Genomic DNA, 19,943 nt, shown 5'->3' on the forward strand with positions numbered 1-19,943 from the left:
TTTAGAATGATTTTAAATAAGAAATTTATCCATAAAATTGAAAATCTATTATGAAAATCGGTTTATTTATTCCTTGCTATATAGATGCTATTTATCCCGAGGTTGGAATAGCTACATTGGAGTTATTGGAAAAATTAGGAATGGACGTTGAATATCCTTTAGAACAAACATGTTGCGGTCAACCAATGTCTAATGAAGGAGATTATAAAAGTGCGGAAGCAGCAGAAATGCTTTTTATTAGTAATTTTAAAGATTACGAATATATTGTAGGTCCGGCTGGAAGTTGCGTTAAACAAGTTCGTATGCATTTTGATAATTTAGAACAAAATGAAGACGTTTGTCATGTCAGGAAGAATACTTATGAATTAGTTGAATTTTTACATGATATTATACAAATTAAAGAATTACCGGATGTTACATTCAATCACAAAATAGCTTTACATAACAGTTGTAGCTCAATAAGAGGCTTAGGCATAGCCAAGCCTTCAGAAATAATGGGAACACCTTATAATAAATCTGCAGACTTATTAAAAATGGTGAAGGGATTGGAACTAGCGGTAATGAGCCGTCCCGATGAATGCTGTGGTTTTGGAGGTACCTTTTGCGTTACAGATGAAGTAGTAAGCGGGAAAATGGGCAAAGATAAAATTTCTGATTATATTACCAGTGGAGCAGAATATGTGGTTTCTCCCGATATGTCTTGTTTAATGCATCAAAAGGGAGTTGCTTTAAAAAACGGAGTAACCCACCTACCCTTTTTACATATTGCACAAGTTCTTAACGGAGGTCCATTTTAAACTAAAAAAATGAAAAAAAAGGTTGTCAACATTGAAAAAAACTCGGCAGATTTCATTAATCAAGATAACATTCATGAGAAAGAGCATGATAAAAACCTTTGGAATGCTCGATTAAAACGCGATCGGATAGCCCAAAGCATACCTGAATGGGAAGAGTTGAAAGTCTTAGCATCGAAAATTAAAGAACACAGTCTATCTCATTTGGATGAATACGTGAGTGAATTTGCTGAAAATGCTACCAAAAGAGGTGCAATAGTACATTGGGCACGAGATGCGCAAGAGCATAATGAGATAGTTTATAATATTTTACAAGAAAGAAAAGTAACGGAAATTATAAAAAGCAAATCAATGCTACAAGAAGAATGCGGAATGACCAGCTTTTTAGAATCTAAAGGTATTGAAGTTACTGAATCCGATCTAGGAGAAAGAATCCAACAATTATCCCACGAACCCCCGGCTCATATTGTTATGCCTGCTATTGAGAAAACAACCAAGGATATAGCCAAACTCTTTGCAAAAACCATTGGAACGGATCCTAACGATACAGATGCTCACTCACTCAATGAGGCTATGAGAAACAATGCAAGGCCCAAATTTTTACGAGCTGGAGCCGGAATGACAGGTGCAAATTTTGCAATAGCTGAAACCGGTACTTTTGTTGTTTGTACCAATGAAGGAAACGCCGATATTGGGGCTTCTGTTCCGCCTCTACACATAGCCAGTATAGGAATAGAAAAAATTATTCCCAAAGTTGAAGATTTAGGTATTTTTATACGTTTATTATCTCGAAGTGCCTTAGGTACTCCGGCAACGCAATATACTTCACACTTTTCCGGACCCAGAAAAAATGGAGAATTACATATCATTATTACGGATAATGGAAGATCGGAGCGATTAGGGATGGAAGATTTTTGGACTTCGCTTAAATGTATACGCTGCGGTGCATGTATGAATACTTGTCCTGTTTACCGTAGAAGCGGCGGATTGTCTTATGAATCTACTTATTCCGGGCCTATAGGAATTATTCTAAGTCCTACTTTCGACCTTGAAAAATATAAAGAACTTCCCTATCATTCCACCCTTTGCGGTTCTTGTTCCGATGTATGTCCGGTGAAAATAGATATCTCCGGCCAAATTTATAAATGGAGAAAAATGGTTGTAGATAATGGCTATATGCCTTCTAATAGAAAATATGCACTTAAGGCAGCAGGAACCGTTTTCGGACATCCTCGCTTATTTAGGACCACTGAGACGGTAACTGAAAAAGTTTTACCCGTAGTCCCAGATTTTTTATTATACAGCAATATAAATCCATGGACTCAAGAACGTGAAATGTTTTCTATGGCAAAAAATACATTTAGAGAATGGTATATTAAAAACAGAAAAGAAAAAAATGACTAGTACAAAAGAACATATTTTAGACGCTATTCGCAAAAACAAACCTCAGGACACTCAATTTCCTTATCCGAAAATCCCCTTATTTCCTAAAAACAATCAAGATATATTACAAGAATTTAAAGATAATTTAGTTGCAAATGCAGGAACCTGGTACGATATAAATTCAATTGAGGAAGGAAATAACAAAATTAAAGAATTACATCCTCAAGCAAAAGTTATCTGTTCTGCCGCAGTTGAATTTCAAGGAAACAAAGACTTATCTCCTCTAACTGATTCTCATCAATTAGAAAATGTAGATGTAGGTATTATTCGTGCGCAGTTCGGAGTTTCCGAAAATGGTATGGTGTGGATGACTGAAAAAGATATGATAGTCACTTCTTTAGGTTTTCTTTCCCAGCATTTAATTATCTTATTAAAACCGCAAGAAATTGTTAGAGATATGTATGAAGCCTATGCTAAAATAAATCTTCAGGAAAGCAATTACGGTTGTTTTATGCTCGGACCTTCAGCAACAGCCGACATCGGTGCTGTGATGGTTCGTGGGGCACAAGGAGCTCGAAGTCTTTCGGTATTTTTTATGTAAATGGTAAAATCATATATTGTTTAAACAAAAGAGGGTAAAATTTATAATTTACCCTCTTTTACATTCTTTTAATCTTTATTTTATTATAACTTTTCTGTTAACTTCAAAGTCATGCCCCACAGCCTTTATGATGTAATTACCGGATTTAGGAATATAAACGGTTATTATAAGGTTATTACTATGATTTTCAATAGTTTGCATTAAAACACCATTTAATGAAAACACCATTACTTTTTTAACTAAAGATTTACCATCCTGAGATTTTATATAAACCGTTCCTGAAGAAAGTGTGGGATATATTTCCAAAAAGTTTCTGGGTTGATATTCAAAATTTTCACCTTTAAGGATCTTTCCCCATATCATTTCTACCCATTCCGGATGATCAATATATGGATTACGGTTTTTTTGTTTACTATATATCGCTTCATTCATTGCTATCTCTCTATCGCTGACAGGATCCATCATATGCCAGGTAAGCAAAATATTTTTAAACGCTTCCGTAAACACTTGATTTTTTGTTCTATTAAACATATCAAAACTCCAAGAACTAATTTCGTCTTCATATCGAGTTGCAAAATAAAAAAAAGCGCGAGCTATGTCTCCTTTAAACTCATCGATAGGCTCAAAAACAATTCCTTTATATCCTTCAGAATATCCTGTATTATCGCTATTTCCTAATTTAGAACCATTTTTTGATACCCAAGTGCTTGCACCCACTTTACCAAAGGGATAATCGCTCCGCATAGCATTGACTTTTCCATCGGTAGGCCAAATATGAAAAGCATCAGATACCATGGGATCTTTTTTATAAAATATGGATTGGGGAATTAAATGTTCTCTGTTGTAACAGTCTCCTTCTTTACGATAATTTCCACATTGGTCTACTCCGACACGATAATTGTATGGATCAATCCCATTTGGAACTTCTGAATAAATATCTAAAATTGTACCATCTTTTTCATACCATTTATCACTAAAAGCATCTTTAGACTTATACAAATTCCACAGTCCTTTATAACCGATTGGAGCATGGTTTCTTTTAATTATTTCCTTTAAACTTGTTTTTAAATCATACCCCGTACCATACGCTTGGGAATAATAATCTGTAGGGATAGATTTTATTTCTATCTCCTGCACTTCTATTAGCTGAGAATAGAAAAAACAAGTGGATGACAAGAATGCCCAAAATAATAAAATTTTCTTCATATTATTTGTAATTTTAGCGTTAATAAAATTATTTGATTGAGTATTAAATTCAGCTCAAGTTAAGATAAATAATTTAGTATTCATAATTATTTTTATATGATTAAAGCAAATTTCAATTCTTACGAATTACAATTTAAACGACCTGCCGGTACTTCCCGCGGCATATTAAATACAAAACTTACTTACTTCATAACGGTACAACATTCATCTGGCGAATATGTTGGAGAATGCAGTTTTTTTAAAGGATTAAGTGCAGATGCTGAGGTAAATTATGAATGTAAACTTCAATGGGTGTGTGATCACATCAATGAAGGAAAAGAGTTTCTTCTAAATGATTGTCAAGAGTTTCCTTCCATTCAATTTGGAATCGAGCAGGTATTTTCTCAACTTGAAAGTAAAAAAAATGGATTATTTTTTCCTTCGGAATTCACTGAAGGTAAAAAAGGAATTAAAATTAACGGATTAATTTGGATGGGAAGTTTAGACTTTATGCGCGAACAAATACGTCAAAAGCTCGAACAAAACTACAGTTGCATAAAGCTGAAAATCGGAGTTAACTGGAAAGAAGAACATAAAATTCTACAAAATTTACGTGCTGAATTTTCTGCCGATCAATTAGAGCTAAGGGTTGATGCCAATGGAGGATTTAGCTATAAAGAAGCAAAAAAGGTATTAGAGCAGCTTGCCAAACTTAACATTCATTCTATAGAACAACCTATTAAAGCCGGACATGAAGATCAAATGGCTGATTTATGTAGTAATACCCCTACCCCTATTGCTTTAGATGAAGAACTGATTGGAAAATTTTATAAAGATCAGAAAGAAAAAACATTAGAACATATCTCCCCTCAATACATCATATTGAAACCTTCTCTAATAGGAGGCTGGAATGGATCTCAAGAGTGGATTGATATAGCCAAAGCCAAAAATATTGATTGGTGGATTACTTCTGCATTGGAATCTAATGTTGGATTAAATGCTATTGCACAGTGGACTGCTTTGTTTAATAAAGATATGCCTCAAGGTTTAGGGACGGGAAGTTTATTTACCAATAATTTTCCAACAAATTTATCGGTAATAGGTGAATATCTCTTTTATAATCCTTAACTATCGTATAGTGGGTAAATTCATTACAATTTTTTTAATTACCGCTCCATTACTTGTTGATTAACAAGTAAAATTTATACTAAATGTAAGTTTTATAACTTATTCTTGGAATGAATTAAATAATTAGACATAAATATTTATTCATAATTTAGATTAGATGAATTTATTAAACTAAATTAGACATTTAGTAAGCTTTTTTTATAAAAATTAGCCAATATAATTATATAGAAATTTTACGTATGATACATTTGGATTTCTCAAAACAGATTGAAATAGACAAAATACCTAGTAAAGAAAGTTGGCAGAAAGATATTATTGATTTTTTAAAAGATTGGTATGCCCCATCCGCAACAATTACGACCAAAACGTCAGGTTCTACCGGAATTCCTAAAAATATAGAGCTTTCAAAAAAAGCTATGATTCAAAGTGCTAAAATGACGGGTACATTTTTACATTTACAGGTAAAAGATCGTGCACTTCTTTGTATGCCTTCTTCCTATATTGCCGGAAAAATGATGCTGGTTAGAGCTATTGTATGGAAACTCGATCTTTATTGTATTAAACCTGTTTCTCATCCTTTGGAAAATATTACAATGGAATTTACTTTTTCTGCCATGACGCCCATGCAGGTCGAAAATTCATTAGACAAGCTCTCTTTTATAAAAAAGTTAATTATCGGAGGAGCTCAGCTATCTTCACAACTACAATCCAAATTAAAAACTCGACCCACGGACATTTACGAATCTTTTGGCATGACGGAAACAATTTCTCATATAGCTCTTAAAAAAGTATCGGGCAATAATACAAAACCTTTTTTTAAACTTATGCCGAATACAAAAATGCGCATAGATAAAAGAGGATGCTTATGTATTCTTACTCCATTTTTGAAAGAAGAAATTATTACAAATGATTTGGTTTCCATAATTTCCGATAACGAATTCGAATGGATAGGAAGAATTGATCATGTGATTAACTCAGGTGGAATAAAGATATTTCCCGAACAAGTAGAAAAACAGCTCAAATCAGTTATTAATTCAGATTTTATCATATCTTCCTTAGAAGACCCTTTATTAGGGAATAAAGTAGTGTTAATAATAGCTGGAAAAAAAGATCTTGAACTTGAAAGGCAGATCCTTGATTTTAATTATGCAAATAGGTATGAAAAGCCTAAAGAAATAATTTATATAAATAGTTTTGCGAGGACGCCAACCGGTAAAATAATACGTAAAATGTAAAAAGTTATCGGAAAATCTAAATAAAAAACTATTTTACTTTAGAAAAGAGAAAAATTTAAAAAGCCTTATAAATAAAAATTTATAAGGCTTTAAAGTCAAAATATTTAAGTATAAATAAAAAATCTATTTAATTTTCAAGAACCAACGAAGTCCTGCAATAATTTGATTGCCGTTTATTCCATCTAAATCATTATATATTCCGTTGAAATTTGTCCTATTATAGGCATACATAACGTGGAATCTTAAATCTTTCAATGCTGGATCTGTAAAAGGATAATATTCAACCGCTGCCTGTACTCCTCCATTTATATATGAAGAAGAATTCAACTGATCTCTTCTTTTATTCCACACTCCTTTGATAAGGGGTTTTACTTTTCCTAAATCATATTTAAAATTAACAGATACAGAGTTGTCTCTTACGTGTCTTAATCCTAAGTCATTTTGAACAACATCTCCATAATTCATATCACGATCTCCCATATACCAGTCTAATTCTGCTGTAAATTTTTGAATATTAATTTGGTTACCAATAGTTATCCAATTATAGTATTTGCTTGCATCATGTTGAAATGCTCCATAACCATAACGAGTTTTAAGTGCATTGTTAAACAAGCTACCTTCCCATAAAAATACTCCTGCTAAAGATTTGTTTTTATATTTTTCAGTTGAAAACTGAGGTGCATCAGAGTTTACAACTTGAAAATTCAATGTTTGTCCTCCTGCATTATAAGCGACATTAACACCTGTTTTATAGGCATCCAAATCATTATAAGCCATGGTATACAAATATAAATCAGCTGCATTATAGTCAAATTCAAAGGTACCAAATTGAACGGCTTGCTTACCAATTCTAAAAGTCCATCGTTTACCTGCATCAATTTCAAAATACGCTTGATCGGTAGCTGAAGAATAATTGTCTCTATAAAGAGGATTCTGAGGTGTGTTTATTCGATGACGTATTCTGTAGCGAAATCCTGGAACTATTTCCCCAACAAACCATAATTTTACTGTATTTCCTCGAAAGCTACTTTCTTCTGTTTCACTATCTTTAAAAGTAGCTTGATAGTCTATACGCGTATCAAGCATGATATTTAACATCTGATCATCTTTCAAAAGCTTATCTAAAATAGATTTAAAAGATGATTCATTATTGACAGTATTGTTGTCTCCTGAATTTGAATCTGTTTGTTGTCCGTAGTTTGCTAAGCAAAATAAACAACTTACTGCTAAAAGGATTTTTTTCGTAATACTTAATTTCATTTTAATATTCTGTAAACATTCTTTGAATTTCTTTATAATTGTTTGTTTTGGTTAACGCTAACATTAATAATATTCTAGCTTTATATGGATTTATATACCAAGAGGCTGTAAACCCATATTTATCATCATCCACTTCATCATATTGTGCTGTAGGTCCCATAGGTATACGAGAGGAACGAACAACCGCTACTCCTCTTTTTACCGCATTTACTAATGCATTTTGCATATCGGTTGTAATATTTCCATTACCCACTCCTGCAGTAACTATTCCTTTTGCACCTGCATTAACGGCTGCATCTATAAATAAAGACTTCGCATTAGAATAACTTAAAACAACTTCCACTCTTGGTAGTTTATTTATATTTGTAATGTCAAATTCTGAATTTATAGTATGTCTTTTTACGGATTCTCTTGTATAAATAGGTTTTCCGTTATACATGATTCCTAGATTACCATAATTAGGATCTTCAAAAGTTCCAACATCAAGTGTATGAGTTTTGGTAATATCATCTGCTCCTATAATTTTATCATCCATTACTACCATTACTCCTTTTCCAAGTGATTCTGCGGATGCAGCACATGCCACTGCATTGTGAATATTTCTAGGACCATCTGCGCCAATGGCTGTTGAAGGACGCATGGATCCAACTAAAACTACCGGTTTATTACTTTTTACCGTCAAGTTAAGGAAATAAGCTGTCTCCTCTTGCGTATCGGTACCATGAGTAATCACAATTCCGTCTACATCTTTTTGGCTAAGCAATTCGTTAACTCTTTTCGATAATTTAAGCCATACGTCATCATTCATGTCCTGACTACCTATGTTGGCAACTTGTTCTGCTTTAATATTAGCAACGTCTTTGATGGAGGGAACTGCACTTAAAAGTTCATCTACTGTAATAGAACCGGGTTTATATGCCTGTGTAACAGAGGATGACCCTTGACCGGCTATAGTTCCTCCCGTAGCCAAAATGTAAATAGTAGGTTTGTACTGCGCGTTTGCCGCCATAAATATAAGCAGTACAAACAAACTTAACAAATTTTTTAATTTTTTTGTTTTCATAGTTAAATTATTTATAATTAATATTTGATTTTATTTTTTTGAACTTTTCCATGCCTCTACGTATTCATTCATTGTTTCAGAAAGCTTTTTTCCTATTATTTTATAATCATTGTCATCTAAATTTGCCAGAGAAACTCTAACCGACCATTCCGGGCCTGCAAAGCCGCTTCCATTCAATAATACTATGGATGATTTTTCGGCTAATCTAAAAAGTATATCCACCGGTTCAAAATTTTTTTCCAAGAAGGCTACAAAATCTTTATCATAATTTTTAGACGCCCATTCGTGAATGTCTATTTCACAATAATAAGAAGCTCTTTCCGGATCTGGTTTTATAGGAATATTCATTCCTTCCCAAAGTAAATTAAATCGATGCTTTACTAAGTCTGTACAGACTTTTTTATATTTATTTTCCTTATCCAGTAAAGCGAAGGAAGCAAATAACATCATCTGTATTTGTTGCGGCAAAGATAAACCAGCTGTATGATTTAATGCCACCTGACGACTGTCCGCTACCAAACGGTCTATAAACTTAAGTTTTTCGGGATATAGTGTTAAACTGGAATATAGTTTTGCAGTTTTAGCTTTTTCTTTTTCGGGGATTGCTTTAAGCATTTTATCATAAATGTTATCCTCATATAAAGCAATTGCTCCTAATCGCCAACCTGTTGCCCCAAAGTATTTAGAAAAAGAATATACACAAAGAGTGTTTTGTGGTAATTCATTCATTAATGAATTGAATTTAGGTACAAATGTACCGTATACATCATCGGTTAAAATCATTAAATTCGGGTTGAGATTTTTAACGATTTTTACAAGATATTTCCTACTTTTATCACAAATCTCAACTGAAGTCGGATTACTTGGATTGACGATGAAAAATGCTTTTATAGTTTTATCCCCTAATTTATCCAATTCTTCATCCGGATATTGATAGTTGGAAGTGCCATCACTATTTTTTCCTGTTCCGTGGACATATGTTACTTTAAAATTATATCTTTTCAATTCTGGTATTTCTAAATAAGGAGTAAAAACAGGAACACCTAAGGCTATATGATCTCCTTTCCTTAACAAATAATTTTCCATTAAAGAATCAAATATATAGCACATGGCTGCAGTACCTCCTTCGACTGCAAAAATATCATATTTTCCGCTTCTTTGCGAATTATTTCCGCACATTTCTTGAATTAAATAATCATGTACGATAGGTTCTATATGCTTTAACATTCTTACCGGACTCGGATATTGGTCTCCAATTATCCCTTCAGCTAATTCATGCGCCCAACTATCACGATCGTATTTATGTTTTTCAATTCCATATTTATAGGTCTTTTGTAAATGCTCTATTCCAGGTTGATCTTTGTTTTTTTCCAAAAATGTTTCAAATCTTTTTCCTATACCTTTTTTTTCAGGAATCCCTGCTAATCCCTCCGATTTATATAAGGTTCTTTTGCACTCTTCAATACCAAAACGCCCTAGAGTAAAAAATGCTTCTCGTGGGACGGTGGCTACCCAATTTGGATTACCTCGTCCCGCATTTAACATAGTTCTTACAGGTTTTGTCTGTTGGTCTGTAGCTAATTTAATTAAATCATTCTTTAATTCAAAAGGGCTTAACTGCTCTAATTGTTGTTCTTTATGGCGAGAAGTTTTTAATTTAGATATATCCATTGTTCTATAATTTTTATTTTCTAATTTTTAAGTTCAATGGCTAGCTCATTAACAAAACAATAACGACCCCCCATATAATGAGTAGTGTATTACCAACAGCGTAGGTAGTTGTATAAGATAAAGCGGGGACTTTACTTTGTAAAGTATCTTCTAATGCTCCGAGTGCGGCTGTTGTTGTTCTTGCACCCGCGCAAGCTCCTAAAGTTATGGCTGGATTAAATTTAAATACATATCTTCCTAATAATATACCTACAAGCATCGGTACAATACTAACAAATATACCTGCGATAAATAAACTGACTCCGGCTGTTTTTAATCCGGAAATAAAATCGGGTCCTGCATTTATTCCTACTACTGCAATAAACATATTTAACCCTAAATTATTCATCAACCATATCGATGGTGAAGGTATATATCCGAAAGTAGGACGTAAAGATCGTAACCAACCAAAAATAATTCCCATGATCAATACTCCCCCACTGGCACTTAAACTTAAAGGGATATTACCGGTTCTAATAGTTAATGACCCTAATATGCCTCCTAAGAATATCCCCAATCCTATATATAAAATATCTGAAACATTAGTAGGTCTTTCAGGATATCCCAAATAAGAAGCAAATTTATCTACGTCCGATTTTCTCCCTTCAATTTCTAGTACATCTCCTCTTTGTAATGTTACATTTTTCAATAAGGGAATTGTTGTTTTTCCTCTATGTATTTTACGTATGATTACTCCATGTCTATTTTTATTGTATTTAAGAGTATGAAGACATTTTCCTATAATTTTTTTATTAGCAACAATCACCTTTAAACTTTCAACCTTGAAATCTAACAGCTCTAAATCTGCGACTTCCTTACCTACATAATTTTCATCGGAAAGTATAGTTTCTAAGGGGCCGTTTAAAACCATCTTATCTCCCTTATTAATAGAAGTATCTGGAGTGGGATCAGAAATAATTTCGTTATTGGATGAAGTTCGTATTTTTTCTATATATACCGGCCAATCTTTATTTACAAGAAATTTTTCTACCTCTTTTACCGTGCGTTTTTGATCAAAATAATTACTACTTGCTTCAATAACTCTAAAAGTTGCTCCATCATAAGCATACTCTAAGCTTGAATCGTCATCTTGAATAGCTCCTCCTAAAGATTCTTCATACTTTTTAGTTTGACCGACTACATCTTTTCCTAAGAGTTTAGGCCCTATGGAGGATAAAAACCAAGCCGTACCTGCTGTTCCGAAGATGTAGGTTACTGCATAGGCGACAGGAATATGATTAATTAATTGTTGTTTTTGAGAGGAATCTATGCTCAATTGATTGATGGTATCTGAAGCTACTCCTATTACTGCTGATATGGTATTTGCTCCAGCTAATAATCCTGCTGCATTACCTACATCAAAACCTGCTATAATAGCTGCTACCCACCCTACTAATAAACAAGCTACACATACTAAAGCTGCAAATGCAATTTGTGGTAATCCCTCTTTTTTTAAACCGTGTACGAATTGAGGTCCCACACTATAACCTACTGCAAATAAAAATATAAGAAAAAAGGCAGATTTTACGGTAGGTGATATTGAAATCCCTAATTGTCCTATTAATACTCCCATTAATAGGACTCCTGTAACTGCGCCTAAACTGAATCCTTTAATTTTTATTTGTCCTATTGCAAATCCCAAAGCTAGTGTGAGAAAGATAGCTAATTCAGGAGAGTTTTGAATAGTTTTTAAAATCCATTCCATATATCTTGTTTTTTAATAAATATTTTTTAGATTAATTAAAGATAAAAAAATGAAAATATTATTTTTATCTCTTTAAAGAGCTACCCCCATATAAAACACAATTAATATGCCAACAAAATGGACTTATATTTTTTAACTATTTGCTTATTGAATTATATTCTTCCTGTTTTTTATATTTTTTATATTATACTTATCATTAATATTCCAACATTTATATAGATTTATATCTTAAAAAGAAAAAGCAACTGATTACTCAGTTGCTTTTTCTAATATATTAATCTTTATACTTATGCGGCCCCAGCATATTTTCGGGGTTTAATATTTCATCTAACTTTTCTTTCGATAAAAGCTTGTTCTCGAGTACTAAATCATAAACACTTAAATTTTTTGTTAAAGCTTCTTTAGCAATTTTAGTACTGTTTTTATATCCGATATATGGGTTTAATGCAGTAACTATTCCAATACTATTAAGCACCATATCTTTGCAATGTTGCTCATTGGCTGTAATACCGTCAATACAGTTGATACGTAAACAATCCATAGCATTCATCAATATATGAACTGATTCTAAAAGACTGTAGGCAATAACGGGTTCCATTACATTCAATTGAAGCTGTCCGGCTTCTGCAGCCATAGTAACAGTTAAATCATTTCCTATTACTTTAAAACATGTTTGATTCATGGCTTCAGGTATTACCGGATTTACTTTTCCAGGCATAATGGATGAACCCGGTTGCATAGCCGGCAAATTTATTTCATTAAGTCCACATCGTGGCCCAGATGATAACAATCGTAAATCGTTACAAATTTTAGATAATTTTATAGCAACTCTTTTTAATGCTGAGGAATAGATTACATAAGAACCTGTATCCGGAGTTGCTTCTACTAAATTTTTTGCTGATACAAATGGTAATTGGGTTATTTCTGACAATTTTTGAGCACATAGTTCCGCATATCCTGGAATAGAATTTAAACCGGTTCCAATTGCGGTAGCCCCCATATTTATTTCTAAAAATAAATTAGAATTTTGAGTTAGCCTTTCTACATCTTCACTTAAAGTTTCTGCAAATGCTTCAAATTCTTGACCTAAAGTCATAGGAACTGCATCTTGTAATTGGGTTCTTCCCATCTTTAACACATGCATAAATTCTTTTCCTTTTTTACGAAAAGATTCAATCAGCTGTTTTAAATGATCAATCAATACCTTATTGGAATTAATTGCTGCTAATTTTATGGAAGTTGGATAGGCATCGTTAGTTGATTGTGAAAGGTTTACGTGATCATGAGGAGAGCAAAATTGATATTCTCCTTTTTTATGTCCCATAATTTCCAACGCAATATTAGCTACTACTTCGTTAATATTCATATTGGTAGAAGTACCTGCTCCTCCTTGGATAACATCGCTCGGAAATTCATTATCGTATTTACCGGTTATGATTTCTTGACAAGCTTTAACAATTGCATTTTTGATATTTTCATCTAAAACTCCTAGTTCACAATTTGTTTCAGCCGCTGCCCATTTTACATAAGCTAACGCTTTAATTAATTCCGGAAATTTAGATAATTTTATTCCTGTGATATGAAAGTTGTTTACAGCTCTTTGAGTTTGAATCCCATAATATGCATTTTCTGGAACTTCTAAATCTCCTATCAAATCGTTTTCGATTCTGTACATGATTATTTAATTTATATGTTTTTATGGTTGATTTTTATTTAAAATACGAGATATGCTAAGCCAAATCCTACACTTACTGCTACAATGGTTGCAATAAATCCGGGTAATTGAAATGAGTGATTGATCACATATTTTCCTATTCGGGTAGTCCCGGTACGATCAAAATTTATTGCTGCTATTATGGTTGGATAATTCGGTATAAAGAAATATCCATTTACTGCAGGAAACATCGCGATTAGACTAGGGATTGGTATTCCAAGGGAAACTCCTAAAGGCATAAGCGCTCTTACGGTTGCTGCCTGACTAAATAGCATAATTGACATTAAAAATAAAGCAATAGCAAATGTCCACGGATACTCCATTACCATTGAAGTCAATAAACCTTTGAAAAAGTCTAAGTTACTTGCAAAAAAAGTATCTCCCATCCATGCTATTCCGAAAATGGCAATTACCGCTTGCATTCCGGCTAAAAAAATTGAACCGGTAGCAATTTTTTCTACATTGGTTTTAGTAAAGATTAAAATACATCCGGCAGCAGCCAACATAAGTATTTCAATAATATGAGGCATAGCCATTGGTTCACCATTGAAGGTTGGTTTTATTCCATCTACGGAACCGAATAAAACTATTCCTATTACTCCGATCAAAAAGATTATTACGGATAATTTTGCACCAAACCCTACTTCTTTTTTCTTGTTATTCTCCTTAATCTCTAAAAGACCTTGCTTGATCCTTTTTTGGTATTCTGGATCTTTCTCCAAATCCACTCCTACAAACATTTGAACGATTGCAGCAACGATAACTCCCACTAAAGTAGCTGGAATAGATATCATTAAAATATCCATAAGCCTTAATTCAGGGTTTTTAACCATTATAACGCTCAATAAAGCCGCTGTAGCCGCAGATATGGGGCTGGCCGTAATTGCTTGTTGCGAAGCAATAACTGAAATACTTAAAGGTCTTTCTGGTCTTACTTTTGCATCTGTTGCCACCTCTGAAATTATAGGTAGTAGCGCATATGCAATATGACCTGTACCTGCAATAATTGTAAAAATGTAAGATACTAGAGGGGCCACGATTGTAATGGCAGGGGGATAAGCTCTTAGCAGCTTTTCTGCAATATTAACCATATAATCAATGCCTCCCGATGCCTGAAGTGTACTTGCTGCCGTGATTACTGCAACAATCATCAACATTACATCAATAGGTGGATTTTGCGGCTTCAGCTTAAAAACGAAAACCAATACAGCCAATCCTAAACCTCCAAAAATACCTAATCCTAAACCTCCTTTTTTTGCCCCGATAAATATGGCTGCCATCACAACCATAAATTCGAGCAAAATCATTAAAGTGTTATTCATCTAAAAAAATAATTTTATTTATACTTAACAATTAATATAAAATTTATAACAAATCTTACTTTTAATTGATTAATAATTGCAAATGTAAACAGATAATTAAAAATTTCACAATTTATTTTGAGTGATGTTATTTGTATTTTAAAAACAATATAATTACTTTTGTAAGTGAAATATTTTACTTTTTTTAAAAAATGAATGAGCTGATTACTACTATTCCTTTTTATACAATGTTAACTGAGGAAGAAAAAATATTTCTATCTCAAAATTGTAGTATTGTTGATTTTGATTCAAGAGAGGCCCTCTTCAAACAGGGTAGTTTTGCAGCAAATATATATTTTGTAGTAGAGGGTTATTGTAAATTGACCTACCAATTAGGAAATAAAAAGAAAATAGTTTATATAGCGCGTAAAGGTGAGATTATAGGAAAGGATTACATTTTAATGGAACATTATCCGTATAGCACTCACTCCCTCATCGATTCTAAATTAATGGTTTTTCCAAAAAATCTCTTCAAAAAAATTTGTGAAATGAACACCTCATTTTATCTTAAAATAAGCAATAAGCTAGAGTTCAAGATGCGGGAAACTATGGATTGGCTCATTAATCTTAGCTTTAAAAATGTAGAGGGGGCTATGGCAATGTTTATTTTGAAATTCTGTAATAAAAATTATAAGGGTATTTATTTGTCACGGGCAGAAATTGCCGAGGTAATAGGATATTCCAGAGAAAGCATTATTCATACATTAACCAAGTTTGAAAATGAAAAATTAATTAAGACAAAGGGTAAAGATATTATTATAAAAGATCTTGATAAGTTAGAAGAAATCATTAAATACGGATAAATTCATTTGTAATAAACAAACATATCTAAATTCTTCAATTGTTAATTAACAAACAAATCATATCTTTGTATTGATTTTTAAAAATTATTGATGAATTTATTCAAAGAGTATGGCCTATCAGATGATTTGTTAAAGGCCATAACAGAGTTGGGTTATACTCAACCGACTGAAATCCAAAAGCAAACCATTCCCTACTTACTATCGAAGGAAGAAGATTTAATAGCTTTAGCACAAACCGGTACAGGAAAAACGGCTGCATTTTCGTTGCCGATTCTAGAAATGATTGATCCTTATCAAAAACATGTTCAAGCGTTAATACTTTGTCCTACTCGTGAATTATGCTTACAAATTTCTAAAGATATTGCCAGTTATTCTAAATATTTATCTCAAATACGTTCACTGGCTGTCTATGGAGGATCAAATATTTCCGAACAAATTAAAGGTTTGAAAAATAATCCTCAACTTATAATTGGTACTCCGGGAAGGGTTAATGACTTACTAAAAAGAGGGGTTCTAAAAATAAACCAAATTCAATGGTTAATTTTAGACGAAGCAGATGAAATGCTATCTATGGGCTTTAAGGCCGAATTGGAAACCATATTAAAAGAAACGCCGAAAGAAAGACAAACCTTATTATTTTCAGCAACCATGTCTAAACAAGTAGAGGCAATTGCTAAAAATTATATGAAAGGCGCGCAAAAAATATCTGCAGGAGGTATTAATGAAGTAAAGAAAAATATTACTCATAAATTTGTAATGGTACGCGATAGACAAAAGAATAATGGATTACGTAGAGTACTGGATGCAAATCCTGACATATATTCGATTATCTTTTGTAGAACACGTGTTGAGACTCAAAACATTGCTGATTTTCTCATGCACCAAGGTTATGCCGCCGATGCGCTTCATGGAGATTTATCGCAATCTCAAAGGGATTTGGTTATGAAAAAATTTCGTTTGAAAAATTTACGAATACTGGTTGCTACTGACGTAGCTGCTCGAGGATTGGATGTAAATGATCTAACGCATGTAATCCACTATTCTTTACCTGATGATCCTGAAGTTTTCATTCACAGAAGCGGAAGAACCGGTAGAGCCGGTAAAGACGGAGAATCAATTGCTATTATTCGTCCTAGCGAGATGATTAAGTTTAATCGCATTAAAAAAGAGACATCTATTAAGGTAGAAGAAATGAAGATACCTACTAAGGAAGATATCTTGAAAGCGAAAGAAATTTATTTATCTGACAAACTTCTAAAATCCGATTTTAATTCTGAAGAATTTGAAGTTTCTAACACTCCCGATTTATCTGACATTTCCAAGGAAGAACTTTATAAAAGGGTTATGTTCCTTGAATTAAAATCAACTTGGGAATTCTATAAAAATGAAAAAGATATTGCCCCTATTGATAAAAATGAAAGAGCTGCCGAAAGAGGGAAAAAACCTACGAACAGCAGAAAAGGTAAAGACCGTAAGGATAGAAATGATTCAAGGGAGGGAAATAAAAGGAATAGAAAAAGTAAAAGGCAAGGCAATTTTACTCGATTTTTCTTTAATTTAGGTAAAAGAGATAATCTTAATAAAGTGACTGTTATTGATCTTATTAACAAAAATACGAAAGGTGCACGTGCCGATATTGGAGAAATCGATATTCGGGATAAATTTACTTTTTTTGAAGTTGATGCTAATTATACAGACCAATTGTTAAAAAAGATTAATCAATTAAGCTTTAATGGTAAAAATATGTCATTAGAAATAGCACAGTAAAAAAATTAATATTTTTAATTTTTATGTGTCAAAGTATAATTTAAGCTTAGATGTTAACTAATAATTTCCCTTTATATGAAACTTTTAAGTAAAATATTTGTCCTTTGCTTGGTTCTTATTTCTTTAACAGAAATAAAAGCGCAAAATGTCAATCAAAAGATTGAAAAAGTAAAAGTTTTCGGTAATTGCACTATGTGTAAACAAACTATCGAAAGTGCCGGCTCTGATCCAAATATTTCTCTTGTAATATGGGATCCGGGCACAAAAATTGCAACCATTACTTATGATGATACGAAAACGTCTTTATCTGCTATTTTAAAGAAAATTGCCAAGTCAGGGTACAGTAATGAAAAATATAAAGCTAAAGATCCCGACTACAAGAAATTACCATTATGTTGTCAATACTAAAAAATATTGAAAATAATTTTAAGCGTTCTTTTTAGAGAATTTCTAAAATTCTCATACTTTAATACATTAATTTATCAATTTAGAGAACTCAATTTTATTGAGCTCTCTTTTTTATTCCTATACAACAATCATTTTCAAATCTTTTACTTTCTATAAATTCCCATCAGTTTATATCATTGATAGGAAATATTAACATATATAAATATTATATCCCTTTTACCAAATATTTTAAAAATAATTTTGATTGCAATTGTTATAGTTGTCTTTATTAAAAAGAGCTGATTTTAGAAAAATCAGCTCTTTTATATTAAAAAAATCATTTTTTATCGTTTCTTATGAAGCTGTAGCTCTCGGATACCATACAGTACACATAATACCCTCACTAGCTACTTTTGGATGAGCACAAGTTGATTTTTGAAATTTGGAACATTTCAAACAATCATCTTCTCTATGATGAATTACTTTAAATTCATATGAGTTACAAACCTGATTTTGAGCTACCGCAACTTCTTTTAATGAACATAATTGTCCATTTAAAAAATGTTCGCAATTACCACAACATTTAGCTAATTTTAATTCCATATCAATTATTATTTTATTTAAAAACTTTGATACAAAATTATAAATTAAGATTTAAAGATTTATTCTAAATAACTGATTTTAAAGAATTTATATTTAGAATAAATTAATATAATCGGTAAAATCATTCTAAATACTAAAGGAGTTTTTTTGGAGTAACTTTTTAATTACAATTTTATCAATAGGTAGTGGAATCTTATCTAACTCAATAGTTTCCAAAGGAATCCAAACCACTTCTTTTATTGATTTTTCTATAATTTTTAAATTTGAAAAATCTTGACAATCTACTTTATAATAAATAGTAAGTAGCTGACTTTCCGGCGTCAATTCCGATTCCAGGAAAAAATCCTGTGTATAAAAATGTTCTTTTACGGTAACGTCTAAATTCAATTCTTCTTTAAATTCTCTCTCCAGTGTTTGTATGGTACCCTCTCCTAGTTCCAATCCACCTCCCGGTAATTTAAGTAATTGTTTACCGGCGTACATTTCATTTAAAAACATAAGGCTATTATCTTTCATTAATAGCGCATATACTCGTACATTTAATTTATTTATCTTTTCCATGCATTGACCATTTCTCTTTTACCCTTGGGACCTATTAACTTTTCAACCTCAAAACCAACACTCTGCATTGCTCTACGAGCACTTCCTTTACTGGAATAAGTGGTTAAAAGCCCTCCCGATGTCATCGTATCATATATGCTTTTAAATATGTTTACTTCCCATAACTCGGGCTGTACTCTTGCTCCAAATGCATCATAATAAACCAAATTTATATTTGATATCGGTAAGTCTTTCAAGTTTTTAAAATCTGTTTGATATTTAATTATACTAAAATTTTCGCAGAGATGGGTATTTACTCCCCATTCAGCTTTATGAAGCAATCTATAATATTCTTCAGTTTTTTCTGAATTAAGTATGGATCCGTACTGTAATTGATTGATTTCATCCATAGTAAGTGGGTATTTCTCTAATGTGTAATAGCTAATTTTCATGCTTTTTTCTAGAGCCTCATGTAATGTTAATAAAGCATTTAATCCTGTTCCAAATCCCATTTCAAGAATTGAAATCACAGGTACATTTATCTTTTCTAATCCATTTGAAATAAAAACATGTTGAGCTTCTTGCAAAATACCATGACGAGAATGATAGGTTTCATTCCATTCGGGAATCTGTATAGTTTTGGTTCCTTCTAACGTATTTATAATAGTTCTTTTCAGCATAAAATTATAATCCATCTCAAAATT

The 19,943-nt window shown here is 32.3% G+C and carries 18 protein-coding genes; 8 read left to right on the forward strand and 10 right to left on the reverse strand.

The features are described 5' to 3' along the window. Window positions 1–50: 50 nt before the first annotated feature. The 3 genes from Q0T35_RS07895 to Q0T35_RS07905 are packed head-to-tail and all read left to right on the forward strand — an operon-like array spanning window position 51 to window position 2,778. Window positions 51–797: a (Fe-S)-binding protein gene (locus Q0T35_RS07895; protein WP_293917293.1), complete on the forward strand. Its 747-nt coding sequence runs from the start codon at window positions 51–53 to the stop codon at window positions 795–797. Between the two features lie 9 nt (window positions 798–806). Then, window positions 807–2,198, forward strand: a complete 1,392-nt coding sequence (locus Q0T35_RS07900) for a lactate utilization protein B (RefSeq protein WP_295841995.1) — start codon at window positions 807–809, stop codon at window positions 2,196–2,198. Continuing rightward, a complete protein-coding gene (locus Q0T35_RS07905) occupies window positions 2,191–2,778 on the forward strand; it encodes an LUD domain-containing protein (protein WP_295842010.1) in 588 nt (195 codons plus the stop codon). The genes Q0T35_RS07900 and Q0T35_RS07905 overlap by 8 nt, the downstream gene beginning before the upstream one ends. A gap of 75 nt (window positions 2,779–2,853) precedes the next feature. Here the strand turns inward: Q0T35_RS07905 and Q0T35_RS07910 are convergent, their stop codons facing one another. Next, window positions 2,854–3,984, reverse strand: coding sequence for an endonuclease (locus Q0T35_RS07910; RefSeq protein ID WP_295842027.1), 1,131 nt, complete (start codon window positions 3,982–3,984; stop codon window positions 2,854–2,856). A gap of 99 nt (window positions 3,985–4,083) precedes the next feature. Between Q0T35_RS07910 and Q0T35_RS07915 the strand changes: the two genes are divergently transcribed. Both Q0T35_RS07915 and Q0T35_RS07920 read left to right on the forward strand, forming a co-directional pair. Beyond that, window positions 4,084–5,091: an o-succinylbenzoate synthase gene (locus Q0T35_RS07915; protein WP_293917334.1), complete on the forward strand. Its 1,008-nt coding sequence runs from the start codon at window positions 4,084–4,086 to the stop codon at window positions 5,089–5,091. Between the two features lie 239 nt (window positions 5,092–5,330). Then, complete coding sequence (locus tag Q0T35_RS07920) at window positions 5,331–6,326, forward strand: AMP-binding protein (RefSeq protein ID WP_293917302.1); 996 nt, start codon at window positions 5,331–5,333, stop codon at window positions 6,324–6,326. Between the two features lie 123 nt (window positions 6,327–6,449). On the opposite strand, the gene Q0T35_RS07925 is transcribed toward Q0T35_RS07920, so the two are convergent. The 6 genes from Q0T35_RS07925 to Q0T35_RS07950 all read right to left on the reverse strand — a co-directional run bounded on the left by Q0T35_RS07925 (window position 6,450) and on the right by Q0T35_RS07950 (window position 15,085). Further along, entirely contained in the window at window positions 6,450–7,586 is a 1,137-nt protein-coding gene (locus Q0T35_RS07925) for a porin (protein ID WP_293917304.1), read from the reverse strand. 1 nt (window position 7,587) lies between these two features. After that, window positions 7,588–8,649: a type II asparaginase gene (locus Q0T35_RS07930; RefSeq protein ID WP_293917306.1), complete on the reverse strand. Its 1,062-nt coding sequence runs from the start codon at window positions 8,647–8,649 to the stop codon at window positions 7,588–7,590. A 30-nt stretch (window positions 8,650–8,679) separates the two neighbouring features. Then, window positions 8,680–10,320 (reverse strand): aspartate 4-decarboxylase, encoded by a 1,641-nt coding sequence (gene aspD / locus Q0T35_RS07935; RefSeq protein ID WP_295842049.1) that lies wholly within the window; start codon window positions 10,318–10,320, stop codon window positions 8,680–8,682. Window positions 10,321–10,360: 40 nt separating this feature from the next. Continuing rightward, window positions 10,361–12,064 (reverse strand): aspartate-alanine antiporter, encoded by a 1,704-nt coding sequence (gene aspT / locus Q0T35_RS07940; RefSeq protein WP_293917311.1) that lies wholly within the window; start codon window positions 12,062–12,064, stop codon window positions 10,361–10,363. A gap of 274 nt (window positions 12,065–12,338) precedes the next feature. Beyond that, window positions 12,339–13,745 (reverse strand): aspartate ammonia-lyase, encoded by a 1,407-nt coding sequence (gene aspA, locus Q0T35_RS07945; protein WP_293917336.1) that lies wholly within the window; start codon window positions 13,743–13,745, stop codon window positions 12,339–12,341. Window positions 13,746–13,777: 32 nt separating this feature from the next. Then, window positions 13,778–15,085, reverse strand: coding sequence for an anaerobic C4-dicarboxylate transporter family protein (locus tag Q0T35_RS07950; protein ID WP_295812386.1), 1,308 nt, complete (start codon window positions 15,083–15,085; stop codon window positions 13,778–13,780). Between the two features lie 206 nt (window positions 15,086–15,291). On the opposite strand from Q0T35_RS07950, the gene Q0T35_RS07955 reads away from it, so the two are divergent. The 3 genes from Q0T35_RS07955 to Q0T35_RS07965 all read left to right on the forward strand — a co-directional run bounded on the left by Q0T35_RS07955 (window position 15,292) and on the right by Q0T35_RS07965 (window position 18,117). Further along, window positions 15,292–15,942 (forward strand): Crp/Fnr family transcriptional regulator, encoded by a 651-nt coding sequence (locus Q0T35_RS07955; protein ID WP_293917314.1) that lies wholly within the window; start codon window positions 15,292–15,294, stop codon window positions 15,940–15,942. Window positions 15,943–16,032: 90 nt separating this feature from the next. Next, window positions 16,033–17,709, forward strand: coding sequence for a DEAD/DEAH box helicase (locus Q0T35_RS07960; protein ID WP_293917316.1), 1,677 nt, complete (start codon window positions 16,033–16,035; stop codon window positions 17,707–17,709). Between the two features lie 75 nt (window positions 17,710–17,784). Next, complete coding sequence (locus Q0T35_RS07965) at window positions 17,785–18,117, forward strand: cation transporter (RefSeq protein WP_295812318.1); 333 nt, start codon at window positions 17,785–17,787, stop codon at window positions 18,115–18,117. A 333-nt stretch (window positions 18,118–18,450) separates the two neighbouring features. Here Q0T35_RS07965 and Q0T35_RS07970 read toward each other — a convergent pair whose 3' ends face one another. From Q0T35_RS07970 to mnmD, 3 genes are all read right to left on the reverse strand, one after another. Further along, complete coding sequence (locus Q0T35_RS07970; protein WP_293917321.1) at window positions 18,451–18,699, reverse strand: hypothetical protein; 249 nt, start codon at window positions 18,697–18,699, stop codon at window positions 18,451–18,453. Between the two features lie 126 nt (window positions 18,700–18,825). Beyond that, window positions 18,826–19,260 (reverse strand): NUDIX hydrolase, encoded by a 435-nt coding sequence (locus Q0T35_RS07975; RefSeq protein ID WP_293917324.1) that lies wholly within the window; start codon window positions 19,258–19,260, stop codon window positions 18,826–18,828. Further along, window positions 19,248–19,919, reverse strand: a complete 672-nt coding sequence (gene mnmD / locus Q0T35_RS07980) for a tRNA (5-methylaminomethyl-2-thiouridine)(34)-methyltransferase MnmD (protein ID WP_295842063.1) — start codon at window positions 19,917–19,919, stop codon at window positions 19,248–19,250. Before mnmD ends, Q0T35_RS07975 begins: the two co-directional genes overlap by 13 nt. Between the last annotated feature and the right edge of the window lie 24 nt (window positions 19,920–19,943).

This window comes from uncultured Apibacter sp. (assembly GCF_946479295.1).
Lineage (GTDB): Bacteria > Bacteroidota > Bacteroidia > Flavobacteriales > Weeksellaceae > Apibacter.